This is a genomic window from Leptospira johnsonii (assembly GCF_003112675.1).
In the GTDB taxonomy this organism is placed as follows: Bacteria; Spirochaetota; Leptospiria; order Leptospirales; family Leptospiraceae; genus Leptospira_B; species Leptospira_B johnsonii.
The window spans coordinates 376,645-403,108 of the sequence record NZ_BFAY01000011.1 but is presented as its reverse complement, the minus strand read 5'-3'; the positions used below and the strand labels follow the sequence as shown (position 1 = coordinate 403,108).

The 26,464-nt window shown below is 42.0% G+C and carries 26 protein-coding genes and 2 tRNA genes; 20 read left to right on the top strand and 8 right to left on the bottom strand.

From position 1 onward, the window contains the following. Positions 1–128: 128 nt before the first annotated feature. On the bottom strand, positions 129–818 hold the full coding sequence (locus tag LPTSP_RS10765) for a DJ-1/PfpI family protein (RefSeq protein ID WP_108928764.1): 690 nt from the start codon (positions 816–818) through the stop codon (positions 129–131). Between the two features lie 202 nt (positions 819–1,020). On the opposite strand from LPTSP_RS10765, the gene LPTSP_RS10760 reads away from it, so the two are divergent. The 4 genes from LPTSP_RS10760 (at position 1,021) to LPTSP_RS19220 (ending at position 3,362) form a co-directional block, all read left to right on the top strand. Continuing rightward, positions 1,021–1,317 (top strand): helix-turn-helix domain-containing protein, encoded by a 297-nt coding sequence (locus LPTSP_RS10760; RefSeq protein WP_108928763.1) that lies wholly within the window; start codon positions 1,021–1,023, stop codon positions 1,315–1,317. Positions 1,318–1,429: 112 nt separating this feature from the next. Further along, positions 1,430–2,434 (top strand): hypothetical protein, encoded by a 1,005-nt coding sequence (locus LPTSP_RS10755; protein ID WP_108928762.1) that lies wholly within the window; start codon positions 1,430–1,432, stop codon positions 2,432–2,434. Between the two features lie 95 nt (positions 2,435–2,529). Continuing rightward, positions 2,530–3,036, top strand: coding sequence for an ankyrin repeat domain-containing protein (locus tag LPTSP_RS10750; RefSeq protein WP_108928761.1), 507 nt, complete (start codon positions 2,530–2,532; stop codon positions 3,034–3,036). A gap of 47 nt (positions 3,037–3,083) precedes the next feature. Beyond that, positions 3,084–3,362, top strand: a complete 279-nt coding sequence (locus tag LPTSP_RS19220; protein WP_245915550.1) for a hypothetical protein — start codon at positions 3,084–3,086, stop codon at positions 3,360–3,362. A gap of 72 nt (positions 3,363–3,434) precedes the next feature. Here the strand turns inward: LPTSP_RS19220 and LPTSP_RS10740 are convergent, their stop codons facing one another. The 3 genes from LPTSP_RS10740 to LPTSP_RS10730 all read right to left on the bottom strand — a co-directional run bounded on the left by LPTSP_RS10740 (position 3,435) and on the right by LPTSP_RS10730 (position 5,650). Beyond that, positions 3,435–4,274 (bottom strand): sterol desaturase family protein, encoded by an 840-nt coding sequence (locus tag LPTSP_RS10740; protein WP_108928760.1) that lies wholly within the window; start codon positions 4,272–4,274, stop codon positions 3,435–3,437. Positions 4,275–4,376: 102 nt separating this feature from the next. Then, on the bottom strand, positions 4,377–5,492 hold the full coding sequence (locus LPTSP_RS10735; RefSeq protein ID WP_108928759.1) for a helix-turn-helix domain-containing protein: 1,116 nt from the start codon (positions 5,490–5,492) through the stop codon (positions 4,377–4,379). Further along, positions 5,489–5,650, bottom strand: coding sequence for a hypothetical protein (locus tag LPTSP_RS10730; protein ID WP_245915549.1), 162 nt, complete (start codon positions 5,648–5,650; stop codon positions 5,489–5,491). Before LPTSP_RS10730 ends, LPTSP_RS10735 begins: the two co-directional genes overlap by 4 nt. 303 nt (positions 5,651–5,953) lie before the next feature. On the opposite strand from LPTSP_RS10730, the gene LPTSP_RS10725 reads away from it, so the two are divergent. The 14 genes from LPTSP_RS10725 (at position 5,954) to LPTSP_RS10660 (ending at position 20,173) form a co-directional block, all read left to right on the top strand. Continuing rightward, positions 5,954–6,025: transfer RNA gene (locus LPTSP_RS10725), tRNA-Thr, on the top strand. Positions 6,026–6,036: 11 nt separating this feature from the next. Continuing rightward, a tRNA-Trp gene (locus tag LPTSP_RS10720) sits at positions 6,037–6,107 on the top strand. A gap of 43 nt (positions 6,108–6,150) precedes the next feature. Next, complete coding sequence (secE, locus tag LPTSP_RS10715; protein ID WP_108928758.1) at positions 6,151–6,333, top strand: preprotein translocase subunit SecE; 183 nt, start codon at positions 6,151–6,153, stop codon at positions 6,331–6,333. 25 nt (positions 6,334–6,358) lie between these two features. Continuing rightward, positions 6,359–6,904 carry a transcription termination/antitermination protein NusG gene (gene nusG / locus LPTSP_RS10710; protein ID WP_086448613.1) on the top strand — a complete coding sequence of 182 codons (546 nt, stop codon included), beginning with the start codon at positions 6,359–6,361 and terminating at the stop codon, positions 6,902–6,904. 41 nt (positions 6,905–6,945) lie between these two features. After that, on the top strand, positions 6,946–7,374 hold the full coding sequence (gene rplK, locus LPTSP_RS10705) for a 50S ribosomal protein L11 (RefSeq protein WP_108928757.1): 429 nt from the start codon (positions 6,946–6,948) through the stop codon (positions 7,372–7,374). Between the two features lie 3 nt (positions 7,375–7,377). Beyond that, positions 7,378–8,070 (top strand): 50S ribosomal protein L1, encoded by a 693-nt coding sequence (gene rplA, locus LPTSP_RS10700; protein ID WP_100769603.1) that lies wholly within the window; start codon positions 7,378–7,380, stop codon positions 8,068–8,070. A 25-nt stretch (positions 8,071–8,095) separates the two neighbouring features. Next, on the top strand, positions 8,096–8,629 hold the full coding sequence (gene rplJ, locus LPTSP_RS10695) for a 50S ribosomal protein L10 (RefSeq protein ID WP_020770520.1): 534 nt from the start codon (positions 8,096–8,098) through the stop codon (positions 8,627–8,629). 54 nt (positions 8,630–8,683) lie between these two features. After that, positions 8,684–9,067, top strand: a complete 384-nt coding sequence (rplL, locus tag LPTSP_RS10690; protein ID WP_108928756.1) for a 50S ribosomal protein L7/L12 — start codon at positions 8,684–8,686, stop codon at positions 9,065–9,067. Between the two features lie 135 nt (positions 9,068–9,202). Further along, positions 9,203–12,883, top strand: a complete 3,681-nt coding sequence (gene rpoB / locus LPTSP_RS10685) for a DNA-directed RNA polymerase subunit beta (RefSeq protein WP_108928755.1) — start codon at positions 9,203–9,205, stop codon at positions 12,881–12,883. A gap of 15 nt (positions 12,884–12,898) precedes the next feature. Beyond that, a complete protein-coding gene (rpoC, locus tag LPTSP_RS10680; protein ID WP_108928754.1) occupies positions 12,899–17,104 on the top strand; it encodes a DNA-directed RNA polymerase subunit beta' in 4,206 nt (1,401 codons plus the stop codon). A 75-nt stretch (positions 17,105–17,179) separates the two neighbouring features. Next, a complete protein-coding gene (gene rpsL / locus LPTSP_RS10675) occupies positions 17,180–17,554 on the top strand; it encodes a 30S ribosomal protein S12 (protein WP_008596375.1) in 375 nt (124 codons plus the stop codon). Positions 17,555–17,568: 14 nt separating this feature from the next. Then, a complete protein-coding gene (gene rpsG / locus LPTSP_RS10670) occupies positions 17,569–18,042 on the top strand; it encodes a 30S ribosomal protein S7 (RefSeq protein WP_008594381.1) in 474 nt (157 codons plus the stop codon). 173 nt (positions 18,043–18,215) lie between these two features. Continuing rightward, a complete protein-coding gene (locus LPTSP_RS10665) occupies positions 18,216–19,343 on the top strand; it encodes a catalase family protein (RefSeq protein ID WP_108928753.1) in 1,128 nt (375 codons plus the stop codon). A 65-nt stretch (positions 19,344–19,408) separates the two neighbouring features. Next, a complete protein-coding gene (locus tag LPTSP_RS10660) occupies positions 19,409–20,173 on the top strand; it encodes a hypothetical protein (protein WP_108928752.1) in 765 nt (254 codons plus the stop codon). 99 nt (positions 20,174–20,272) lie between these two features. Here the strand turns inward: LPTSP_RS10660 and LPTSP_RS10655 are convergent, their stop codons facing one another. The 3 genes from LPTSP_RS10655 to LPTSP_RS10645 form a co-directional block, all read right to left on the bottom strand. Further along, positions 20,273–20,896 (bottom strand): hypothetical protein, encoded by a 624-nt coding sequence (locus LPTSP_RS10655; protein WP_108928751.1) that lies wholly within the window; start codon positions 20,894–20,896, stop codon positions 20,273–20,275. Between the two features lie 41 nt (positions 20,897–20,937). Then, positions 20,938–21,411 (bottom strand): hypothetical protein, encoded by a 474-nt coding sequence (locus LPTSP_RS10650; RefSeq protein ID WP_108928750.1) that lies wholly within the window; start codon positions 21,409–21,411, stop codon positions 20,938–20,940. 106 nt (positions 21,412–21,517) lie between these two features. Continuing rightward, positions 21,518–22,138 (bottom strand): adenylate/guanylate cyclase domain-containing protein, encoded by a 621-nt coding sequence (locus tag LPTSP_RS10645; protein WP_108928749.1) that lies wholly within the window; start codon positions 22,136–22,138, stop codon positions 21,518–21,520. Positions 22,139–22,237: 99 nt separating this feature from the next. Here LPTSP_RS10645 and LPTSP_RS10640 point away from each other — a divergent pair, with 99 nt between their 5' ends. Then, a complete protein-coding gene (locus tag LPTSP_RS10640; protein WP_108928748.1) occupies positions 22,238–23,080 on the top strand; it encodes a sterol desaturase family protein in 843 nt (280 codons plus the stop codon). A 1-nt stretch (position 23,081) separates the two neighbouring features. Here LPTSP_RS10640 and LPTSP_RS10635 read toward each other — a convergent pair whose 3' ends face one another. After that, positions 23,082–24,626: a metallophosphoesterase gene (locus tag LPTSP_RS10635; RefSeq protein ID WP_108928747.1), complete on the bottom strand. Its 1,545-nt coding sequence runs from the start codon at positions 24,624–24,626 to the stop codon at positions 23,082–23,084. Between the two features lie 104 nt (positions 24,627–24,730). Between LPTSP_RS10635 and LPTSP_RS10630 the strand changes: the two genes are divergently transcribed. Continuing rightward, positions 24,731–26,458, top strand: coding sequence for a GMC oxidoreductase (locus LPTSP_RS10630; protein ID WP_108928746.1), 1,728 nt, complete (start codon positions 24,731–24,733; stop codon positions 26,456–26,458). Positions 26,459–26,464: the final 6 nt, after the last annotated feature.

Here is a 26,464-nt window from a genome sequence, read left to right as displayed (position 1 = left end):
TTAACAAAAAATATACGCGGAAATCAATATTCCGAACCCGAGCCTTAATAACGGGGAAATTTAAATTGCAAGCTTCTCCGTAAGGAGCGTAATAATGCCAATGGTCCGTGCCGAAATAAGTTTCAAGATTAGGAAAGTCTCTCAATGGACCTGATAGCGATCTCTTTTCTAAGATCTTGGGCTTTTTTCCGAGAAGTCTTGGTTTCTGAAACCAGATCTGGGTTTGCGGATTTAGGATGTCCGCTTAAAAAAGGAGGCTCAGGATTGTATTCGATCATCAGTTGGATTTCTTCGGCGGCTTTTTCCCCTTGGATCTCTGCCACGACCTGGAGTGCAAAATCGATCCCTGCTGTCACTCCACCTCCAGTAATTCGATCTCGATCGATCACTACTCTATCTTCTCTCACATCGATATTTGGAAAAAGTTTTAGCACGTCCAAAGAAAGCCAATGTGTAGTTGCTTTGTATCCATTCAATAAACCGGCTGCTGCTAAGACCAAAGAGCCGGTGCATACAGAACAAATGTATTTGGAGGTTTTTGATTTTTCTCTCAGCCAGTTCAGGATCCTTTCATTTTCCATGAGCCGATTGACACCGAGTCCTCCCGGAACTAAGACCAAATCTAAATCTATGTTTTCGTCCAGGTTTCTGTCGGGAAGGATGAATAGTCCTCTTTCGGAGGGAATTGGTTCTTTAGTTTCGGCAATTACGTAGACTTTGGAATTTTTCATTCTGGAAAATACTTCGTAAGGACCTACAAAATCCAGTGGAGTTAGATCCGGAAAGATAAGTAACCCGATATTGAAAGGTTTTTGCATAGATAAGATGAGATATGACTCGTATAAGTCATCAAGTCGAATTCGAAAGAAAATTTCTTAGAAGTGCAATGGTTTTTTTCTGAAAATTCAATAGAAGAGAAGAAGGTACACAAATTACTAAATACCTGGGATATTTAGGTGGGACTACTTCCTAATATCCTAATTTGGTATATTCTGAATTGGGAAGTAGAATTAGTTTTGCTTGGCTAAAACAATCTACACCGAAGAATATAAGATTTTCCAAAAGTTGCTGAAGAAAGCTCGGGAAGAAGCGGGTCTGACCCAAGTGGATGTTGCCGAGGCACTTAAAGCACCTCAATCTTTCATTTCTAAAGTCGAGGCGGGAGACAGAAGGATCGATGTTATCGAATTCTGGAACCTGGCAACACTTTATAAAAAGCCTGTGGACTTCTTCTTCAAATTTGATGATAAATCAGAACACAAATCTAAGAAGAAGTCCTTAAAAGCGGCAAGTTCCAGAAAAAGAAAGACCAGATAAGTTCTCTTCTTGATCTTGTTGGACTTCCAACCATCTATCTCCTATAGAAAAGAATAGCCAAGAAGAACGGTTCTTCTAAAAAATTCCCATTGCCTTTAGGCAAAAAAGCTAAATGAAACCAAACCGAATTTCTAATTCTTGGATCTATGCGGTCTACTTGACCTTAACTGCCTTTCTTTCCTTTTGGGCCGGAAGACTTGGTTTAGAAAATATGGATATACCCTTTTCGGATATTGGTTCCGAAAAGGAAAACGTATCAGATTCTCATTATTTCGCCAGACCTCGATTAGTTCTCAAAAACGTTCGGTTTTATTGGCAGAAGGATGTTTTCGTGGAAGCGAATCGCCTTTCTTTGGAGGCTATCCCTAAAAACGGAGAAATTCTACCTTTCGATCGGCCGGACCTTTTTACCCTCAAGATCCTAAACGGAAATATCAGGATCTCTTTTGAAAGTCTGGAAAAACTGATGAATGGAAGATTATTCTCGATTCCGGAATCTACACTTCGTAAAATTAAACTTAGGCCGATTTTTCATAATGGCACTTGGAAACTTAAAATTTCGGGAGAGGTCAAACTTGTAGTTTGGGTTTCCTTTGAGGGAATAGCCACCGTTAAGCTCGATCTTGAATCCGGCAGGATCTTGGTGGAGAATGAGTCCGTTCGAGCATTATTAAATCCTTATACAAAAGAACTTTTAAATACTGTCGGTGTGTCCATCGAGGACTTGGTCCGTTTTCCTAAGGGAAAAGGTTTGGTCATTTCCGGAAATAAGGTGTTTTTTGAGCCCTTTTCAGTTTTTCCCGACCCGGGAGTGGAAGGCAAGATCAAAGATCTGAAATTGGATGAAAATGCATTAGATATCGAGTTCGTTACAGAACAGGAGGTTCCATCTCCTAAAATAAATTCCAAAAATTATATTTATGTTACCGGCGGAAAATTGTTATTCGGAGGGATTCAAGTTCACCAAGGCAGGGTCTTACTACAAGACAGAGAAGAATCCTCTCTGTTTGAGTTCTGTTTTTCGGAATATAGAAAAGCTTTGTCTCTCTCCAATGTAAAAATGGAGGAAGACGGACGAATCCTCATCGTCATGCCAGATTCTCCACCTCTCGATTAATTCTTTTAGAAATAAAATATTTCCGACTTAACAAAAATTTTCATAATCGGGAACGTTCTTGTTCTGACTTGGTCCTCTTGTTGAAGGGGATCATTATGAATCTTTTCACTTCCAAATTCACCTTTCTTTCTTTTTACGTTAAGGGGTGCTTTTTCCTTTTAACGATTTTTTTAACGAGTTGTATCTCCACTCAATATGCCGGCGGAGGAGGAAGTCCTTATCCTTCGGATTTTGTTTATAAAGGAGATCTATTCGGTTTACAGAATTGTTTGAGATCCGGTTATTCCATAGATACAAGAGATCCTTTTACCAGGAATTTTACTCCTTTGATGATCGCTGCAAGAGAAGGGGAAGTTGAGATAGCAGAATTTTTAGTTCGCAGCGGCGCTGATATCAATGCCAAAACCAGAGACGGTCATACAGCGCTTATGATGGCAGTTTATAATCGAAATCTGGATATAGTGAAACTTCTTTTGAAGAATGGAGCGAATGTCCATATAAAAAGTAAACAAGGGCATACAGCATTTTCAGAAGCTAGTTTGGAGGAATCTATCCTGATCAAAGAATTGCTTCTTCCTTATGATATCGGTCCAAAAAAATGAAATCGGCATTTCAGATAGTTCTTGTTCTTCTCTTTTTGGAATCCTGCATGAACGACGATCGCTGTGTTAGGGACTGCGATAAAAACTTTTCCATTTGTCTATTGGTCGCAAGCAATGAGAATTCTTTTGGGATCGGATTCATTTGCAAAGTCATCTGCGATGATTGTAAATCCGATTGCCATTCTGTAACCTCTTCTTCAGGAAGAAGCACTAGTACTTCCAGAGGTGGTTCCGGAGGAGGAGGGGGCGGTGGTAGTTCAGGCGGAGATGGTGGTGGAGGAGGCCACGGTGGAGGTGGTCATGGAGGAAGTGGAATTATATTCTAAAGCCAGGATACAAAAAAGGAAACCGAGTCTTCTCGGTTTCCTGCTGGAGCTATTATGAAAACTTATATAGATCTACTTCGCAAATCCTATCTCGGAGCCGACAGGAGTTTTTTCGTAAACTTCTTTCCTCTCCGTTACCTCATCAAAATAGGTTTCGTAATTCGGGAAATTTGTTCCCATGATCCTATCCCAAAAATTAAAATAGAGGCTATAATTCCCATGGAATTTTTGGTGATGAAGATTATGATGAGTAGAAGTGTTGATCCATTTTGTGATCGGATGACTCGCCCAACCCTTAGGGAGAAATTCATAGCCAAGATGCCACCATATATTCATTATCATCGCATAGAATGTATGGAATATAAACACTCCGAAATGGATCGGAACTAGACTGATGAACGGCACAACGTAGATTGCTTCTAGAAAAGCTTCTGCCCAATGGAAATTGTAAGCAGCTAAAGGAGAAGGGTTTACGGATTTATGATGAATTGCATGCACGAATGTATAGACTTTTTTGTGATGCATAAGTCTATGAGCCCAATAGAACCAGGTCTCATGCCAGACAGTGATCAGGATATAACTTAAGATCGCATAAGCCCAACCTCTTTCGGAAATATCGAAGTAGAGCGCTCTCGGAAGATATCCTAATTTTTGAAGGCTGAAAGAAACGACTGCGACCAAACTGAACATCACCATCGTAACCGCTGATTGTTTGATTTCGTATACTACCTTCTCCCATTTCGGGAAATTTTTCTGGATCCTGTACTTCTCAAAGTATCCTTTTTTCCAAACCCAGAATATAAAGAATGCAAGTCCTGCTAAAGGATAGTATCTGATAAAGTTCATAGAAAGTTGGAAGAGTCCGAAATTCCGAACACATTCCCAACCGAAATCACAAGCGTTGATTGCCATTTTTCCTCCGATCTCTGCATTCAGTTTACTACGGATGGAAAAACAAATCGTCCTCCCCGATCGGAACGGAATAAAATAAACGTCCAGACCGATCGAAATGGACTATTTGGACTTATTTTTGCGGATCTTGTTTCTGTATTCGGAAGGGGTAAATCCGGTCTCCTTTCGGAAAACCTCGTTAAAAGCGGATTTGGAGCCGAATCCTGAAGAGTAGGCGATAGACAATAAAACTTCGGCAGGATCGGATTCTATTTTCTTTTTGGCCTCTTCTACTCTGTATTCATTCAATAATTGGAAAAAATTCTTTCCAATTTCGTTGTTCAGATATTCTGAAAGTTGGTGAGTGCTGATCTCTAATTTGCCTGCCAAAAACCCAAGGGTCAGATCTTCCTTTAAGAATACCTTCTCCTTTTGGAATAGGTCTTCTAGATTTTGTTTAATATCCTCTAAATCCAATCCGCCCAATTGGGAGGCTCTGTATTTTTTCTCTTCTTCTACCACTCGTTGGACTTCTAAGAAAAATTCAGGAAATCCTTGTCGTAGAATGTACAAAGCACATAAAAAGATCCCGATCAGAGAACCTACTCCTTCTAACCCTCTGATGGATCCGAAAAATACGGATATGAAACCATATAATAAAATAATTAAAATAGCTATGCTTACTACTAAGATTGTAAGCATTCTCGGGTCTTTGTATATGACCGATAATCTAAAGCCCCAGAATAAACGAAAGAATGTGGAAAATAAAAATGCAAACATAACTCCCATTGTGCTTAGCACTGGAATTTTTAAAAATAGGGGAAGGCCCGTAGTTTGCAGACTTTTGAGTAATTCGATCTTTTCTGGTCCGCCTGAAAAATAAAAAGGAGACATCCATAAAAATATTGCAAGAGCGGGGATCATCTTCAGATAAAAAATTTTTTTAGATTCGGGAGTATTCCCCATAGCAAGAAGAAGATAACGTTCTATAAAAGGTCCCATGAGTCCCGAAACAGGAAGATGTGTTAGATATAGACCCGGGAAGTAAATGATCATCTTGCAAGTGAGCAAGAATGCATGAGTGAGAAAGATCCCCACTAAGAAAAAAATAAAAGCTAGTAAGTTTTGTTTTTCTCCTCTAGGAGAAGAAAATATTTCTCCCAAAGAAAATAAAAATGCGAGTCCGATTGAAAAGACTAAAAATAAAGAAGTATAAGATTGGATCCCGAACTCGTTCATGTTGTAATTTCTGCGATTCCTAGCTTCTCCGCTGCCTTTGCCAAAGATAGATCTGCAGAATATAATTTTGCTCTTCCTAATACGCAACTTGCAAGCAAATGTGCGTCTATCCAACCGATTCCTAGTCCTGCCAGAGGATTTCTTTCCGAAAAGATCATGGCTTCATCCTGTGTGCAGAAAATTGATTCCGCTGCGGAAAATCGGTTCCACTTTGCTATTTAGCAGGGAAAATCTAGAAAATACGTATCCTTCTTCCCGAATGAATCGCATTCTTATGTCACATAAGATCCGATGCACCTACCAAAGTCGAGTGGCACTTAGGGGAGAAGGACTAAAAATCCCTCTCCCTTGCATAAATAATGCCAGCAACCAGGGAATAGCTGCTAAAACCTTGACCAGGGACCCTGGGTAAAAATACTGTGTATTTCTAGCTCCTCTTCCGGGAGCGGGTAGATAGACATGCCCTCTTAGCTCAGCGGTAGAGCACTTCCATGGTAAGGAAGGGGTCACCAGTTCAAGCCTGGTAGAGGGCTAAGGTTCGAATAGGTCTGTAGTTTAATGGTAGAACAAGGATCTCCAAAGTCCTTGGTGGGAGTTCGATTCTCTCCAGACCTGGAGTTTTTTCCTCGAGTTCTAAGAGGATTAGGAAGGATTTATAGTGAAGTTTGGTGCATTTGTACAAGAATGTAGAGAAGAACTGAAAAAAGTTCAATGGCCGAATAGGCAAGAAGTTATGCAGTCTACTATCGTCGTTCTAGTTACGGTGTTATTTTTCTCTGCCTTCCTATTCTTTTCGGATACTGCGTTTGTGAAGCTTCTTACCGGATTCTGGAATCTGTAAGAACGTAGGATTAAGTGTGATTATGATGGCTGATTTGAAATGGTATGCGTTACAGACTTATTCCGGTCACGAGAATAAGGTCCAGAAGAATCTGGAAAAGCTGATCCAACAGCGCAAGCTGGAGGAGAAGATTTCTCAAGTGCGCATTCCTACCATGGAAGTCGCCGAGATGAAGAACGGCAAAAAGAAGGTCACTAAGAAAAAACTTATGCCGGGCTACGTTCTTGTTGAGATGGATATGGACGAGGACCTTCGTTTTATGATCCAAAGTCTTCCTTCTGTTTCCACTTTTGTGGGATCAAAAGATGGAGGACCGGAACCTCTTTCCGTAGACGAAGTGAAAAATCTTTTCGTGGAAACCGGAGAGTTCCAATCAGAGGAGCCGGTGACTCCTCGATTACTGTTTAAAGTGGGAGATAGCCTGAAGATTATCGACGGGCCTTTCGCTAATTTTACCGGAGTCGTAGATGAGATCTTCCCTGACAAAGGAAGACTCAGAGTGAAGGTAGAGATTTTCGGTCGCTCTACCCCTGTGGAATTAGATTATCTGCAGGTCAAAACCGAACCCTGACCGGTGGGAAAACCGGGAGAAACAAATAAGGTGTTTCGCCAATGGCAGCAAAAAAAGTAGTAAAGCAGATTAAGCTCCAGGTTGAAGCCGGTAAGGCCAACCCTGCTCCTCCAGTCGGACCGGCTCTCGGTCAGGCAGGATTGAACATCATGGAGTTCTGCAAGCAGTTCAACGAGAGATCTAAGTCCCAGATCGGGTACAAACTTCCCGTTGTAATCACAGTATTCTCCGACAGGAGTTTTACATTCATTACCAAGTCCCCTCCGGCAGCTCTTCTTGTTAAGAAAGCGATCGGATTAGAGACTGGTTCCGCAACTCCTCATACTGTTAAGGTAGGGAAGATCACTCGTAAGCAATTAGAAGAAATTGCTAAAACCAAAATGGAAGACTTAAACGCGAATGATGTGGACGCAGCTGTTCAAATTATCGCCGGAACTTGTCGTTCTATGGGCGTTACGGTAGAGGGTTAATTCATGAAACGCGGAAAAAAATATCGCGCGGCTAAAGAGAAAGTCGACGCAACTAAAGTTTATCCGATCGAGAAAGCTGTAGAATTAGCTCAAGCTACTTCTTACTCTAAGTTCGACGGAACGATAGAAATCTCTACGAAAGTAAATTATAAATCTCTCCAAAACGTGAGGGGGACTATTTCTCTTCCTCATGGGACCGGTAAACTGGTTCGGGTCCTTGTTTTCTGCAAAGGAGACAAACAGAACGACGCGAAAAACGCAGGTGCGGAATTCGTGGGCGATATGGATCTGATCGAGAAAGTAGCCGGCGGTTGGACCGACTTCGACGCTTGCGTTGCTACTCCCGACATGATGAAGGAAGTAGGTAAGCTTGGACCGATCTTAGGACGTAAAGGTTTAATGCCTAAGCCTAAGGCTGGAACAGTGACTAACGATGTTGCGAAAGCGGTTGGCGAGCTGAAATCAGGACGTATCGAATATCGTCCGGACAAAGGTGGAGTCGTTCACTTAGGAGTAGGTAAGGTCAGTTTCGATCAAACCAAACTCGTTGAGAACATTCGTACGGTAGTTCAAACTCTTCTCCGGGACAAACCTTCCGATGCAAAGGGTGATTATCTGAAAACTTTCTCCGTTTCCCCAACTATGGGTGCCGGTGTGAAAGTAGACATTAAGGAACTGGTCAACACATCCATTTAGGATGTAGTAGACGGGAGTAGGAACAATGCCCAGCCAGGAAAAAATTGAAGCAGTTGCCGAATTAAAAGGCAGATTAGAAAAACGTAGCGACTTTATCCTAGCCAGCTACAGCGGACTCACAGTAGAAGAGATCACTAATCTTCGCGCGAAACTTCGTAAAGAAGGTTCCGAGATGAAAGTGATCAAGAACAATCTCTTTCTACTGGCACTGAAAGAATCCGAGAAGCATAAGGATAAGAACATCGCCTTTGGATCCGAATACCAAGGACCTCTAGCGGCGATTTTTGCGGATGCAAATCTTCCAAGCGCAGCCAAAATCCTAAAAGAATACGCTAAGACGAATAAGAATCTTATTCTGAAAGCGGGTTATTTAGACGGATCTGTTCTGAACGCAGAAGATGTGGAAGCAATCGCAGGTCTTCCGTCAAGAGAGCAACTCTTGGCTCAAATCGCAGGCGGTATCAACGGTCCGGCAAGAAGCATCGCTTCTGGTCTGAACCAAATTATCGCAGGACTTGCAAGAGCTATCCAAGCAGTCGCAGAGAAGAACAATCAGTAAGAACCAATTTTAGTAAGTAGTTTAAAGGACCAAACGGAATCAAAGGAGCACAAAATGTCTACCACTGAAGCGTTATTAGAGCAACTCGGCAAACTTACCCTTGTGGAAGCAGCCGACCTAGTTAAGAAAATGGAGGAGAAGTTCGGAATTTCCGCAGCGGCTCCAGTAGCAGTAGCTGCAGCGGCACCAGCAGGTGGCGGAGCAGCGGCAGCAGAAGAGCCTGCTTCCTTCAACGTTGTATTGAAAGGTTTCGGCGATAAAAAAATCGAAGTTATCAAGGTTGTTCGCGAGATCACCGGTCTTGGCTTGAAAGAAGCAAAAGACTTGGTAGAAGCTGGCGGAAAGTCTGTTAAAGAAGGCGTTGCGAAAGCAGAAGCTGACGACATCAAAAAGAAATTAGAAGCTGTCGGAGCTCAAATCGAACTTAAGGCTGTCTAATCAGGAGCCGAGGCTTTGTCTCCTCGATATCTGATTACAATCCTTTCACTCAGGCAAGGAGGCCAGCGGGACTTCCTTGCCTTATTGCATTTTTTCGCGCAGTTATAATTTTCCATCACCCCAGGGAGCACACGAATGTACGGTCAAGTAGAGAGAAAACGGGTAAACTTCGGTAAGATCACCAATTTGGATTACCTACCTAACTTGATTCAGATTCAGAAGAAGTCATTCGATTGGTTTCTTCAATCCGAAGTTAAGGATCCCACCAAAAGAAAAAATCAGGGACTAGAAGCGGTTTTTAGAGAAACCTTCCCTATTGAAAGCCCGAACAACGATATGGTGATGGAATACAGTCACTATGTCTTAGGAGAGGCTAAAAAATCTCCTCAAGAATGTAAAGATACCGATGCTACTTTCGCTCTTCCTTTAAAAGCGGTCATTCGACTTATTATCAAAGAAACCGGAGAGATCCGCGAACAGGTCGTTTACATGGGCGATCTTCCTGTAATGACCGAGCAGGGAACTTTTATCATTAATGGAGCTGAGCGTGTTGTAGTTTCTCAGCTTCACCGTTCTCCAGGTATCTTCTTCTCCTATGATGAAGAAAGAGATACTTACTCCGCCAGAGTGATCCCTTATCGTGGATCCTGGTTGGAATTCGAAATGGACAATAAGGGAATCTTGGTCGCAAAGATCGACCGTAAGAAAAAATTCCCTGCAACTCTTCTTGTTAAGTCTCTTGGACACGGAACAAACGAAGAGATTTTGCGTCTTTTTTATAAATCCTCCAAAGCAAAGATCGGAGGAGCTTCCACGAAAGAACTCAAACGTCTGATCGGACGCAGAGTGATCGCGGATGTGATCAACATGGAAACCGGAGAGGTTATGCTCGATGCCGGTTCCAAGATCAACGAGGATAATATCTCCATCTTGAAAGAGATGAAGGTCAAGGAAGTCGAACTTGTAGAATATCCTAAAGACAAGGATAATCCTGTTCTAGTCAATTGTTTGGAAAAAGACGGGGTCAACGATTACGAAGACGCAGTCCTAAAATTCCACGGCATCATGAGACAGGGCGAGCCTTCTACGATCGAGAACGCAGAAGCAGAACTGAATCGTTTATTCTTCTCTCCTAAATCTTTTGATCTGGGCGATGTAGGTCGTTATAAGATCAATAGCAAATTCGAATTCAATAACCCGAAAGAATTCACAAGCGCTCGTGAAAGAGTTCTGAGACCTGCAGATATCATAGAGACTGTACGTTATCTTCTCAACTTGATCTCCGAAACTGAGAACTACTATCCGGACGATATCGACCACTTAGGGAACCGTCGTATCCGTTCCGTTGGTGAGTTGATCGCAAACCAACTTAAAGTAGGTTTCACTCGTGTAGAAAGAGTGATCAAAGAAAGAATGACCGTTCAAGAAGTTGGAACTCAAACACCACAACTCCTGATCTCCATTAAGCCGATCACTGCAGTTATCAATGAGTTCTTCGGATCCAGCCAATTGTCTCAGTTTATGGACCAGACAAACCCTCTGGCAGAACTCACTCACAAACGTCGTTTGAACGCTTTAGGACCTGGAGGTCTTTCCAGAGATAGAGCAGGATTCGAAGTACGTGACGTTCACTACAGCCACTATGGCCGTATGTGTCCGATCGAAACTCCTGAAGGTCCGAATATCGGTTTGATCCTCTCCATGTCTTCTTATGCGAGAGTGAACGATTACGGATTCTTGGAAACTCCTTACAGAGTAGTAAAAAACAGCAAGGTATCCAATAACATAGAATACTTAACCGCGGATAAGGAAGAATATCATTCTATCGCGGTATCTTCTTCTCCTGTGGATGAGAAGGGAGAGTTTAAGAATAAACTGATCTCTACTCGTCACAGATCGGATTACCCTTTCCGCAACCCGAACGAGATCCAATACATGGACTTAGCTCCAATGCAGGTTGTATCCGTTTCTACTGCGTTGATCCCATTCTTAGAGCATGATGACGCAAACCGTGCGCTCATGGGTTCTAACATGCAACGTCAGGCGGTTCCTCTTCTTCGCCAAGAAGCTCCTTTCGTGGGAACAGGAATGGAAACTCGCGCGGCTTACGATTCTCGTATTTGTATCATCTCTAAACAAGACGGTGTGGTTACATACGTTGATGCGGAGAAGGTAGTAATCGAGCGCAAGGGCGGAAAAGAATCCGACACTTACGATCTTACTAAATTTAAGAAAACCAACCAAGGTACTTGTTTCAACCAAACTCCGGTAGTTGGAGTGGTTCACTCAGAGATCGACGGTAAAGTTACTAAAGTCGGAAAAGAAAAGATAGAAGTAACTGCGGACAACGGAAGTGTTCGTGAATACAATCTGATCTCAGGAAACAAACAATACCAACCGATCGTTTCTAACGGCGAAGAAGTTCGTAGAGGAACTACTATCGCAGGTCAGATCGTTTCCGGTGAAAGAATGGATGAGAACGGGAACATTCTACAAAAGGGAACTGTTCTTGCAGACGGCCCTGCGGTAGATAATGGAACTCTCGCGCTCGGACGTAACGTTCTTGTGGCTTTCATGCCTTGGGAAGGTTACAATTTCGAGGATGCGATCCTAATCTCCGAAAAAGTTGTAAAAGACGATATTTTCTCTTCTATCCATATAGAAGAATTCGAGATCCAAGCAAGAGAGACCAAGCTTGGACAAGAACAGATCACAAGAGATATTCCGAATCTTTCGGACAAAGCTTTCCGTGATCTGGATGAGACAGGTGTAATCCGTATCGGTGCAGAAGTAAAACCGGGAGATATCCTGGTTGGTATGGTGACTCCGAAAGGCGAAACAGACCTGACTCCGGAATACAAACTTCTTCACTCCATCTTCGGTGAAAAAGCGAAGGAAGTAAGAGATTCTTCTCTTCGTATGCCGAACGGTTTCGAAGGAACTGTAATCGATATCAAACGTTTCTCACGCGAGAAGGGGGATGAACTTCCTGCTGGCGTAGAAGAAATGGTGAAAGTTTTCGTAGCTCGTAAACGTAAACTTCTGGTCGGAGATAAAATGGCAGGACGCCACGGTAACAAGGGTGTCGTTGCACGTATCATGGCAGAAGAAGACATGCCTTACATGGAAGACGGTACTCCAATGGATATCGTTCTGAACCCGTTAGGTGTTCCTTCTCGTATGAACTTGGGACAGATCTTCGAAACTCAGCTCGGACTTGCTGCAAGCAAACTGGGTATCAATTTCGAAACTCCTGTGTTCGACGGAGCTACAGAAGCGGACGTAGAGAAGTATTGCAAAGAAGCAAATCTTCCTCTCAGCTCTAAATTCAAATTATACGACGGACGTACCGGTTTACCTTTCATGAATGAGGTATTCTGCGGTTACATCTACATGTTGAAACTCGCTCACTTGGTGGACGATAAGATACACGCTCGTTCTACCGGACCTTACTCCTTGGTTACTCAACAACCTCTGGGAGGAAAGGCTCAATTCGGTGGTCAGCGTTTGGGAGAGATGGAGGTCTGGGCTCTCGAAGCTTACGGCGCTTCTCATACTCTTCAGGAACTTCTTACCATCAAGTCGGACGATATGCTCGGAAGAGCAAGAATCTATGAAGCTATCGTTAAAGGGATCCATTCCATTAAACCTGGAATTCCGGAATCCTTCAACGTATTGGTGCAGGAACTCAGGGGTCTTGCATTGGATATCGTCATCACCGACTCGGAAGGTAACAGCGTTGATATCTCCGACTACGAAGACGAATATTCCAAGAGCAAGAAGAAGATTAAGTTCGAAACGATCGAGAACGCCTAAGGGAAGAAAGGTAGCATGAGATCCAATAACGATTTTGAATCAATAACAATCAGATTAGCGTCTCCGGAAAGGATCAAAGAATGGTCTTACGGAGAAGTAAAAAAACCTGAGACAATCAACTACCGTACTCTGAAGCCCGAGAGAGACGGTCTTTTCTGTGAGAAAATTTTCGGAACTACTAAGGACTGGGAATGTTACTGCGGAAAATTCAAGTCCATCCGTTACAAGGGTGTGGTTTGCGACAAATGTGGCGTTGAGGTAACTCACTCCAAAGTTCGTCGTGAGCGTATGGGTCATATCGAACTCGCAGCACCGGTTTCTCATATCTGGTACTATCGTTCCGTTCCTTCCAGAATGGGACTTCTCTTGGACATGACCATCAATCAGCTCAAGAGCGTTCTTTATTTCGAAAAATACGTGATCATCGATCCGGCTGATACCGGAAGAAATCGTGGTGAACTTATCGACGAAGAAGAATATCACGCTTACCTAGACGAATACGGCGACAAGTTTGTTGCAGGTATCGGTGCTGATGCGATCAAAGAACTCCTTTCTCGTATCGACGTTGACGCAGAAGCTCGTATCATTCGCCAAAAGATCCAAGAAAAAGAAAAGATTTCCGATAAAAGAATTCTGAAACGTTTGGAAGTATTAGAAGCTTTCCGCGATTCAGGAAACCGTCCTGAATGGATGGTTCTAGACGTGGTTCCGGTCATTCCACCTGAACTTCGTCCAATGGTTCAGTTGGAAGGTGGACGTTTTGCTACCTCCGACTTGAACGACTTATATCGTCGTGTTATCAACAGAAACAACCGTCTAAAACGCCTTCTCGCGTTAAAAGCTCCTGAGATCATCGTTCGTAACGAAAAACGTATGCTCCAAGAAGCGGTTGACGCGTTATTCGATAATAGCCGCCGCAAACGTACCGTAAAAGGTAAGGGGAACAGACCTCTAAAATCCATTTCAGACATGTTGAAAGGAAAGCAGGGACGTTTCCGCCAAAACCTACTCGGTAAGCGTGTGGACTACTCCGGTCGTTCCGTGATCGTAGTCGGCCCAGAGCTGAAATACCATGAGATGGGTCTTCCTAAGAAGATGGCTCTCGAACTATTTAAGCCTTTTATAATGAAACGTTTGGTGGATCTGGACCTGGCTCCAAACATCAAATCCGCTAAGAAAAAAGTAGAAGCGGAAGAGAAAGAAGTTTTCGACGTTCTGGAAACAGTAGTGAAAGAGCACCCGGTCATGTTGAACCGTGCTCCTACTCTTCACCGTTTAGGGATCCAAGCATTCCTTCCGGTCCTTGTAGAAGGAAAAGCGATCAAACTTCACCCTCTTGTATGTCATGCATTCAACGCTGACTTTGACGGGGACCAGATGGCGATCCACGTTCCACTGACTCCAAAAGCTCAGTTGGAAGTATGGATGCTCATGCTTTCTCCTCACAATATCCTGAACCCTGCGAACGGTCACCCGATCTGCGGACCTACTCAGGATATCGTACTCGGAATTTATTATCTAACTTCTGAACTTCCAACCGAAGCAGGAGTTCCTCTTAAATCATTCGCGAACCTGGACGAGGTTACTTACGCGATCGATAGAGGGGTAATCGAGTATAGAACTAAAATTTCCGTTCTTCACCAAGGAAAGATTCTGGAGACAACTGCAGGTCGTTTGATCTTCAATACGGTTCTTCCGGAAGGATATCCTTATGTGAACCGTGCGCTCTCTGATAAAGAGACCAACAGGATCATTGCGGAAGTTTATGAGAAATACGGACCGGCTCAAACCGTTCTAATGTTGGACGATATTAAGAAATTAGGATATCGTTATGCAACAATCTTCAGCCCGACTATCTCCATCGAAGACATTAGAGTGTCTCCGGGTAAAGTTACTTTAGTTGGCGATGCTAACAAAGAAGTAGAAAGAGCCGACGGAGAATATCGTAAAGGTATTATCACCAACGAAGAACGTAAGAAAAAAGTGATCGAGATCTGGACTAAGACCAACGACCTCATCACTGATTCCATGTTCAAAGAATTGGAAAAAGACAAGGGCGGATATAACCCTGTCTTCATTATGGCTGCTTCCGGAGCTCGTGGATCTAAACAACAGATCCGTCAGTTGGCTGGTATGCGCGGTTTGATGGCGAAACCTTCCGGTGAGATCATCGAATTAGCGATCCGTTCTAACTTCCGCGAGGGGTTAAGCGTTCTTGAATTCTTTATCTCCACTCACGGTGCACGTAAAGGTCTTGCGGATACCGCGTTAAAAACTGCGGACGCGGGTTACCTGACTCGTCGTTTGGTGGATATTTCCCAAGACGTTATCGTTGCAGAGGAAGATTGCGGAACGGAAGAGTGTATTACTCTTGGAACCGTAAAAGAAGGAGAGAACGTTATCGTTTCTCTAAGCGACCGTGTATTCGGACGTTACACTTCTGAGGACATCGTTGACCCGGTTACTGAAAGTGTGGTTTACCCTAAAGGATCTTTGATCACAAGAGAAGTAGGACAAAAACTGGAGAACCTTGGTTACGAAAAAATCAAAGTTCGTTCTCCTTTAACCTGCGAAGCTCGTTGGGGAATCTGTATTAAATGTTACGGAATGGATATGGCTCGTCTGACTCCTGCGGAGATCGGAGAAGCAGTAGGAACCATCGCAGCTCAGTCAATCGGTCAGCCTGGAACTCAGCTTACAATGAGAACATTCCACATCGGTGGTGCAGCTTCCGCAAAAGTACAAGAGAAGGAACACAAGGTAGGATATCGCGCGATCGTAAATTCTATCAACGGTAGAACTTTACAAACTACTGATAGAGGTTTGATCTTCTCTCGTCGTGGATCCATCGTAGTACAAAGATTGATCCAACAGTTCAATTCTTCCGACCTAACCAACCTTAGAGTTGAAAACGGACAGAAAGTGGATAAAGGAGAGTTGGTTGCAACTCTTGCTTCCGGAGAGAACGTAACTTCCGAAGCTCCAGGAACAGTAAAGATCGCAGACGGACTCTTCAGAATTCTGGGAGAAGAAGCGGTTGTTCCTGTAAAAACTTCTACCACTCTGAACGTAAAAGTCGGACAGATCACTGAAGCAAACCAAGCATTAGGAGAATTCGACCCGTTCAACGAGATCGGTGTTACTGAAATTGAAGGAATCGCCTCTTGGGTGGATCTGGAAGTCGGTAAGAACGTTCGTAGGGACGAGGACGTTAAAACCTCTAACGTTAATTATAAAGTGATAGAGCAACGTCGTGAGAAGCTAGTTCCGAGAGTCGTTGTGACTTCCGGAGGAAGCAAAGAAGAATATCTGGTACCTGTTGATGCGATCATCTCCATTCAAAATGGGGATAAAGTAAAAGCAGGAGATATTCTCTTCAAAATCCCAACCGTTGCCGAAAAGACCCGGGATATTACCGGTGGTCTTCCAAGGGTAGACGAACTTTTCGAAGCTCGTCGTCCAAAAGACGCGACTACTCTTGCGGAAACCGACGGTAAGATTGAAGATAACGGAGAGATCGTAAAAGAAAAACGAGTTCTCTATATCGTTCCGGACAACGAAGAACTGGATAAAGTAAAAGTAACTATTCCGATCGGAAAACAATTACGCGTTCGTCACGGGGACTTCGTTAAACGAGGAGACCAGTTAGACGACGGAAACCTGGATCCACACGATATCTTGAGAGTAAAGGGTGTTACTGCACTCCAAGTATATTTAGTGCAAGAGGTCCAAGAGGTTTACAGACTACAAGGGGTGCATATCAACGATAAGCATATCGAAGTAGTCGTTCGTCAGATGATGCGTAAAGTTTTAATCACCGATTCCGGAGATACTTCTTTCGTAAACCAACAGCAAGTTGACCGTTTTGTTTTCATGGAAGAAAACAGAAGGGTAATTGCAGAAGGTGGATCTCCTGCGCAATGCGTTCCGATCCTATTAGGTTTAACGAAAGCATCTTTGAATACAGAGTCGTTCTTCTCGGCTGCTTCCTTCCAGGAAACAACCAAGGTGCTAACTGACGCTGCAATCAAAGGAAAGACCGATAACTTAGCGGGACTTAAAGAGAACGTAATCATCGGTCACATGATCCCTGCTGGAACCGGAATGAGAAAATATCGCGACGTCGCGGTGTTTAAAGAAACTTACGGGGATCTAGATCGTCCTCTGGAAGTGGAAGAGGAAGAAATTCCGATGGCCATACCGGAAGACAACGAGAATTAAAGGAAAGCTTTACAATAGAGCAGGGTCGGTAGAACTGGTAAAATAGGTCACCGGCCTGCTAAAAAGAAGAAACTCATGCCTACAATTAGCCAACTTATACGTCATGGCAGGAAGAAACAGGTTAACAAATCTAAATCTCCTGCATTAAAAAGTTCCCCCCAACGTCGGGGAGTTTGCACGAAGGTGACTACCTTCACACCGAAAAAACCGAACTCGGCTTTAAGAAAAGTCGCAAGGGTTCGTTTAACAACCGGTATCGAAGTGACCGCTTATATTCCCGGTGAGGGACATAACCTGCAAGAGCACAACGTTGTTCTGATCCGCGGGGGAAGGGTAAAAGACCTTCCAGGGGTTCGTTATCATATTATCCGTGGTACCTTGGATACTCTCGGTATCGACAAACGTCGTAAGAGTCGTTCTAAATACGGAACGAAAAAACCTAAGGCGTAAGGGAGTTATTAGGAATGTCTAGAAGAAGAGGAAAAGTAGAACCACGCAAGATCCAACCGGATTCGGTTTATGGAGATGCAAACATCGCGAAGTTTATCAACTGCTTGATGTTGGACGGAAAAAAATCCGTAGCAGAATCTTTATTTTATGATGCTCTGGATCTGATCCAAAAAAAGACCGGAAACGATCCTTATGTTACTTTTAAAGAAGCATTAGAAAACGTTAAACCTCAGGTGGAAGTTAAATCCCGCCGCGTGGGTGGTGTGACTTACCAAGTTCCGATCGAAGTTCGTCCTGAAAGACGTTTAGCTCTTGGAATCAGATGGTTGATCCGTTATTCTAGAGATAGAAACGAGAAAGGAATGGCTAACAAGCTTGCTGCAGAATTTATCGAGGCTCAAAAAGGCACCGGAGCAGCAATCAAGAAGAAAGAAGATATCCGCAAAATGGCAGATGCAAACAAAGCATTCAGCCACTATCGCTGGTAAGAATCTTTTAATCAGAATGGTTCGCGGTTGCATGAGACCGCGAACAGGTTTAACGAGGGGACTCCGAAAAGAGTCCCTTTTTTATTTTAAAACCGATCGAAATAAGAGCACAGGCAATAGATTGTCTGCCTCTTTTATATGGACAAAAGAATTTCCCGGGACAGAATCAGGCCATGGGACAAAAGCTTTCTATCTTACTTCTCTTCTCTTTAATATTCTCACTTTCCTGTGGGGGACCTTACGTAAAGATTCCGGATTCTGTGGAATTGGGAAAAGAATACTCCTTTCCTGAGGAAGAATCTATCGCAAAGCGGACTTTGGAACTGACTCTAACCTCGCTTAAAGAATCCTATAAAGATGGGGCCGTTGTAAGAAGAGACGCACATCCGAAACATCATGGCTGTGTGACTGCAACCTTTACTGTAAAAAAAGATCTAGACCCGCAGTATAAGTTGGGAGTTCTCCAGCCAGGAAAATCATATCAAAGTTTGGTTCGTTTCTCCAATGGATCTCAAAAACCGAAAGCGGACTTGGAAGGAGACATTCGGGGAGTTGGGATAAAACTTTTCGACGTTCCTGGAAAAAAGATCTTAGCTGAAGAAGCGAAAGAGACAACTCAGGATTTTTTACTGATCAATCACCCAATTCTTCCTGTAGGTGCACCGGATGAATACTTGGCTTTATTCGAAGCTGCGTTTGCAGGTAAACCCGGTTCTTATTTTTTCGGTTGGAATCCTTTTGCTTGGAAACTGGGCGGTCTTTCTAAAGTAAGAGCCATCCGAGGCAAAAAAATCACAAGTCCATTAGAAATTCGTTATTGGTCCACAACCCCTTACGCTTTTGGAGAAGGGAAGGCGGTGAAATATTCCGTGAAACCTTGTTCGGAAACTAAATCGGAAATACCGGATAGTCCGGCTGAAAACTATTTAAGAGAGATAATGAGTAAACAACTGAAGGAGTCCTCCGCTTGTTTTACTTTTATGGTTCAGCTCCAAAAAGATCCTAAGTCTATGCCGGTGGAAGATCCAGCCGTTGTATGGGATGAAGAGGTTTCTCCATTCTATCCAGTAGCAGAAATACTGATCCCTAAGCAGGAATTTACAAATGAAAAGATGGATTCTCTTTGTGAAAATGTATCCTATACTCCTTGGCATTCTCTCCAAGAGCACAAGCCTCTAGGTGGGATCAATCGAGTGAGAAAATCTGTTTATCAAGCTATTTCGGATTATAGACATGGACAGAATAAGACTCAGAGAAAGGAAATTGATAAAAAGGAAATTCCGACCAAGTTAATTCCTTAATATCGAACGTTAAACGAGTATTAGGCCTGTTCATTCGGATCGGGTCTAATACCAATACATTCATAATGAAAAAGCTTCTATTTGCACTTCTCATCCTTGCCGGCATTTATATAAATCTCGCATCCGAAAACAGACCGGATTTCGAAACAAAACAATCTAATTTACTCGGAATTTATTGGGGACCTGAGAATAGGACCTTCGGTTGGTACTTGGAATTCAGAGAAGACTTTACATTTTTTGAAAATTACGATGGAGACGGATGCGGAGGCTATTCAGGAACTTATAAGATAGAATCAAACAAGGTTATCATGCAAGCATCTGCGGAAGAAACTTGTAAACCTTATAATTTCCAAGCCAACCGAACCTGTAGTATAGTTCCCACTAAATATTCCATCCGCTATTCTGCAAAATTATACTGCTCCAATGATGCGAATTATTTTGGAGGGTTTCTGCTGCCTGAATCTACGGATAGAAAGATAGATGGTGTGGCAGTTAAAACCATTCCTGGAAAATTAAAATACTTATCTAAATCCAGCTCTGCTCGTACCGGCCCGGGTTACGATTTTCCTTCTATCATTTGTAATACTAGAGAAGACGAAAAAACGATCCAGACGGATAAATTCCCAGAAAAATCGAAGTTAGTGCTTCTTGCTAAAACCCAAGGTCCCAAAGATCCTAAAGGAAAATCCGAAACTTGGTATTATGCGGATATTCCTTTAGATTGGGGAGGGGGTTGTTATTATAAAGGCAAAGGTTATACTAGCGCGTGGTTTCCGGCATCGGTTCTTTTTGATATGAATGATTCGAAGATAGAGTCATATGATGAATGAAGTCGAGATAAGCAAGAACGTTTATCTCGATCAATTTACATTTGGTTTCAGTGGTTCAAATTTCCCCATTCCTGAAACTAGTAATTCGATAATCAGCATTTACATAAATCGTAAATTATAGAATAGATACGTTTTCTTTGCAAATTGAATTAATTTTTCCGAATCGTTGGATAAATACAGAATATAAACGTCTGCCATATTATCTTTATGTAAAGCGGTCAAATAACAATATTTGTATTTTTTATCCGTACCGGGAACCATTTCGAACGCAGTACTACTACCCCAATCGGCTCCAAATTCGTCTCTAACAGCTTTGGGAGGAAATGCCTTATACGAGGCAGCGGCTAATTCTCCTCCCAGATTCATTAAGAAAACGCTGAAATGGATTATATAATCGTTCTTTTTTGGGGTAACTATAACAGTCTGAGGGTTCTTCTTTTTAATTTCTTCTATTTCCTTGAGAAGCCCTGGAATGGAATTTACGATGTATCGTATCTCGATCTGTTTATCATCAGAAATAAGAGCGTAATCGTAGTGATACGGTATCTCTTTATCTTTCGGAACAGGATTGAATTTAGGCGGAACGATTTGGCGGATTAAAAGATTCGTTTCCGTTAAAAGGTTTTTAAAATGAGATATCTCTTGCGATTCTTCTCTTTTTGTAGCCGACTTGCAAGAAGCTAAAATAAGTACGAAGCATAAAGATAAAATGATTTTTTTCATGAGTTTCCTTGGAAAAAGTATTCGTTCTGAATTACTGGGATCTATTTAAGAAAGTATGCGGACTCGATTCCGTCGAATGAAAGTCGCTCAAACGGTCCTTTTTTGGAATCGTTCACAAATAGTCCGCTTTTATCATATCCGACGATTACGACCCATATCGCTTGATCTTCGGTTGCGGTTTTTCTTTTCCCTATAAGGACCGTTCCGGTTTTTAGCAGGTCAGAAGTTGGCTCCTTATGTTGTTTAATGAATTTGTGATTTAGTTTTTGTTTAAAATCGGCGTTTGCCAACGCAATCACATTATTCAAATCCGTTTCATATTGAGATGAGTTTATGAAAACCCATTGTAATTTTGCTTTCGGGTATTGTGTGGCTAACACGGATTGTAGGCTATAGATGAAATCGACGTACTCTTGTTCAGTTTCAAAGCTTAGAACGGTATCATCGGTTTCTCCAAAGATTGGCGGGGAGATAAAGATCGTTAATAAGATAATCGATATGATTCGATATTTCATTCTCTGTTGTTCCTATCGGATTTTGCAAAATGTTGAAATAGAAGAGATCATTTGCAACAAGATAATGCATTCTAGCTACGTTATTCGCGATGGGATATTTTACGCATTAGTAAACTACCCTAAACGCTCCATGCGTTCCCGCAGGAACATCTTGGATCGGTTCGAATTTTAAACCGGTATCTTGTGCATTATCAAAAACAGTTTGAGTAATTAAGATTTCTCCCGCTTCTGCAGTATCTTCTCCTAACTTACTCGCAGTGTTTACTTCAGAACCGAAAACGTCTGAGTCTCCTATTTTTAAAACTTTTCCGTAGCCGAGTCCGACACAGAGAAGTATCTTTTCTTCTGGGATTTTGTCCTTATTGTATTCTAATAATTCTTTTTGCATTCGGATCGCGGCTTGCAGTCCTTTGCCTACATTCCTGAAGATCACTAAAAAGCTGTCTCCTTCCGATTTGAGAAGTATCCCGTCATGATCTTCTATGATAGGCACTAAAACTCTTTCGGATTCGTGTATGGTTTGTAAAAAATGAATGATCCCGAATTTTTCCACACCTCGTGAAAATCCAGAAAGGTCTGTGAACATAATACACCAAACTTCACCGAAAAGGTCCCAGATGCGGGCGTCTATTTTTTCCTTGTCTGCTCCCGGTTTTAATCTTTCTAAAACTAGGTTTTCCAATCTATCTTCGGATGCGCTTGCGAATATACTTCTTTTGAATGCCATAAGAATCGATTAGTTGAGCGCCTTGGATCAGATCCGTCGACCTATTTTTTGAAAGACTTAATCTTTAAAATCGGCTATTCTAAAGTAAGGAAGGTCGGAATGAGATTCGTTTGTGAGCTAAGTTGGGAATATTGCGTATCCGGTTTTACTCTTTATCAGTTAAAAATGAATTTCCTGCGATATTATCCGATCGCAGGTCTTGCATTTCTCATCTTCTGGGTTTGGAAAAAGGACTTTTTCCAAAAGTTCAGGATCCAAAAGGATTTTCCTAAAAAAGAAAGGATCATCTTTGAATTAAAACAATCCGCAATTACTTTAATTATGTTCAGTACAATCGCTGTTTCCGTATACATTCTTGGAAAATTGAAGATCCTCCATCTCAAAACATATAAGGATTTTGCGGAATACGGGTTAACTTACGCGATATTCAGTTTCGGTTTACTTACTATTTGGCACGAAACCTGGTTCTATTGGGCTCATAGGATCATGCATCACCGAAAAATTTATTCTTATATACATTCTGTGCATCATAGATCCGTAAATCCTTCTCCCATGGCCGCTTATAATTTCCATTGGGTAGAGGCATTTCTGGAAGGTGTTTACGTAGTTCCCGCTCTTTGTATCCTTCCACTTCATTTTTACGTTTTTCTAATCCATACTTTCTATGCGATGATCATGAATATCTGGTGGCATCTGGGATATGAATTCTTTCCTAAAGGCTGGACCACTCATCCGATCTTGAAATGGATCAATACTTCTACCCATCATAATCTTCATCACCAGAAGTTTCATGGGAATTACAGTCTATATTTCAATTTTTGGGATAGAATAATGGGGACTAATTTTAAGGATTATTCCGAAATTTTCGAGAATAGTTCAAGTGTGGGCAAGAAGGGGGAAGAGATTCCCGTCCTCCCTTCTACTTACTTGCAGAAATCTTAATTTATTCTTTGATCCTGACTTTTAGTAATCTTCTTCTTAGACGTATCTCTTCTTCTAAGGATTTAGATAAGGCCCCAAACTTTCGATTCTGAAGATCTACAGTTTCTACCAATGTTTCGTACATCGGATTTGTTTTTCCGTCTGGAACCAAGAAGCTCGGTTTTACTTCTCCCTCCGTATAGACTTTGAAAGAAGCTACATTTGCCTCTTCGTCTATGAACAATACCGCTCCACCATGAGAGGACATTGGCTGGATTGTATCTACTACCCAACCGCCGGTATTGAATACTTCTTTTCCTGAAATTTTTAACCCTAAGTCTTGGGTTTCCACTGCAAACGGTTTATGTGTATGACCGAAAATGAATGTATAGTCGTTTGGAAATTCTCTTTTGCTTTTTTGAGTTTCCGCCTTCCATTGTGCTGGAAGAGTTTCTCCTAGATAAGAATCCATATTATGAACTACTTCTTCGCTCAGGACGCTATCAGACATTCCTCTTTCAGCTTGTCCGACTTTTACTACGATCTTTGTCAGAATGTATGAAAAACCTTGATAGAGAAGCCATTTGATACCCAAAATTCGTAGGAAGAAGGGAAGATTCAAATTTCTTAATAAATAAGCGGACACGTTTTGAGCTAATTTTCCGACGGCTTTCGTATCCTGAAGCATGTCGTAAATGAGCCCAATTCCTGTTCCTACTTTTCCGGATCTTCCCAGTGTGGACCAGAAAAAATCTATCCATGCGAAGTTCTCTCGTTCAAGAACGTAAATGGATTTTGGCGATGTGATTTCCTTTGCCCTCTTGAAAGGATTATAATCATTCATCTTACTCCAAACAGAGCGATTGCGCTTGGGTGCATCCGGATCATCATCAATTTCCGGAAGTAAAATCCTTTGTACAGTACTCATCAAAGAGTAGATGTTTTCCAAAAAATGTCCGTGAGTTAAGAACACAGATCGTTTTCCGTTTTTAGAAGGAATTTCTAAATTCGGATAAGCTATCACTGCCTCGGCTCTCTTTAGCTTTTTGTTTCTTCTCAAAATTCCAGTGAGTAGATCGGATTGTATGAAGTCTGGGCTCACCATCTTTGTGGTATGCCACGTTTGGTTGATATATTGATTCGGCTTTAGGTTCGCAATATATTCCATGTATTGTTTTTCTCTCGCGGTTTCCCATAGATGGTGATCGTGGTTTCCGGGAATGTAGAGAATACTTTCGGAAAAATGATGTTTCGTTTCTTTGTATGCGATATCTAAAAATCTTTCGAATGTCATGGATGCTTCGTTAATATCGCCTAATGCTAATTCAAGTACGTCGCCTAAAAATATGAACTGAGGAGGTTTAGAGGAACCGTTTACTGAGTGAACGATATGTTTTAAACAGTTTAGAAGTTCCGCAAGTGCCGGGGAAGTTTTCTGAGGATTTACTTTGAATCTATCCGAATCTTTTACGGGGTCCGGGAACTCTTCAATGTATGTAAGCAAACTGTTATATGCTCCGAGGTGAATGTCGGAGATAACGATATATTTAATTTTACTCTTAGGCATTTAGGATGTGAATCATTCAAAAAACGTTAATAAAATCAATTAATTATTGCTATTTTTAGGTAAATGCGGCAAATAAGTAGATTTTTCGACGTTAGGAGGCCTACTTGAAATTTTACGAGGCTATAATAATCGGAACCGGATTCGGCGGTTCGATCAATGCCTGTCGTTTGTCTAAAAAATGGCCAGGCAAAGTTTTAGTACTCGAACGAGGGAAAGAATATCCTAAAGGTTCTTTTCCGAGATCTCCGGAGGGAATGTCCAAAAACTTCTGGAACATTCCGGAAGAAGGTCCTATTCCTAGATCTTCCAAGTTTAAACGAGCAGGCAGACAAACTGGACTATTCGATATTCGTAATTATCCAAAATTAGATGTAGTTCTTTCCGCCGGTTTAGGTGGGGGTTCTTTGATCTATGCAAACGTGTTTTTGGAACCTCCCGATCATGTTTTCGATCATCGCTGGCCGGAAACTATTAAAAAGAAACATTTAAAACCATATTATAAAATAGTAAAAGATATCTTAGGCTCTCGACCCATTCCGGATACCGGAGAAGATCGACGCAAAGTGGTTCGGACAGAATTGTACGAACATTTCGCTAAGCATGAATCTAGGGTTTCCAAAAGAGCGGACATTAACGTATTCTTCGGGAATGATTTTAAGAAGCCGACACCTATAGGAGTCCAGGAAAAAAACCGTTTCGGGGCAGTCCAAACTTCTTGTACTTACTGCGCAGAATGTGATGTAGGATGTAATACCCATTCTAAAAACACTCTAGATCTGAATTATCTTTTTGTGGCTAGGCATTCAAACAAGGCTGAGATAAAAACGGAGCATCTTGCTACTAAAATTGTTCCTTTGAATAGCAGAGGGGAAGAAGATCCTTCTCAGTCGGGTGAACACGGTTTTAGGGTTCATTATTTGAATTTGCAGAACGGAAAAACTTCCGAATCCTATGCGGATACAAAAAGAATCGTAGTTTCTGCGGGAACCTTGGGGTCTACGGAACTTCTACTTAAATGTAAAACTAAGTTTAAAACTCTGCCTAAGATCTCCGACAAATTAGGCACACAATTCTCTGGGAATGGTGATTTTCTTTCTTTTGCTGCCAAAGGGAAGAAGCCGGCTGATCCAAATTACGGTCCGGTAATTACTCAATATACGGATTATAATTTATTCTCCGGTTTCGATTCTAAAAAGGCATTCCTACTGCAAGATGCAAGTTATCCTGTATTTGCTTCTTATTTCGTTTCAGGTGCGATTCCTCTTATCTTCAAATTAAAGTATATCTTCCATTTTATCGGAGAACTGTTCAAGAGTATTATGAGCGGAAAAATTTTCGGTAGAGTTGGATTTCTCTTAAGCGAAGCTTTGAAAGGAGATCTTTCTTATACTTCCGCGGTACTCCTATGCATGGGAATAGATACTTCAGATGGAAAGATGTATCTGGATAAAAATGGAAATCTTCAAATACAGTGGCCTCAGAAAGAAAACTTAACACTTTATAATACTATAATGGACGTGAACAAAAGGTTCGCGAAATTCACAGACGCAAAGACTAGATTCCCGATGCCGACTTATTCTTGGCCGGTCCGTAATAACGTTACTGTTCACCCTCTGGGTGGTTGTGTTTTAGGCCCTTCCACAAATGCTGGGGTTTGTTCTTCTGATCCTAAAACTTTCGGTAAGGTTTTCGGTTACGAAGGTTTGTATGTTGCGGATGGCAGTTTATTGCCTACCGCAGTGGGTGCTAACCCTTCTATGACTATTTCTGCACTTTCGGAAATGGTCGCGGAAGGAATTACAGGCAAGAAGCCGAATGCAAGTTTAAGGTAGGATATT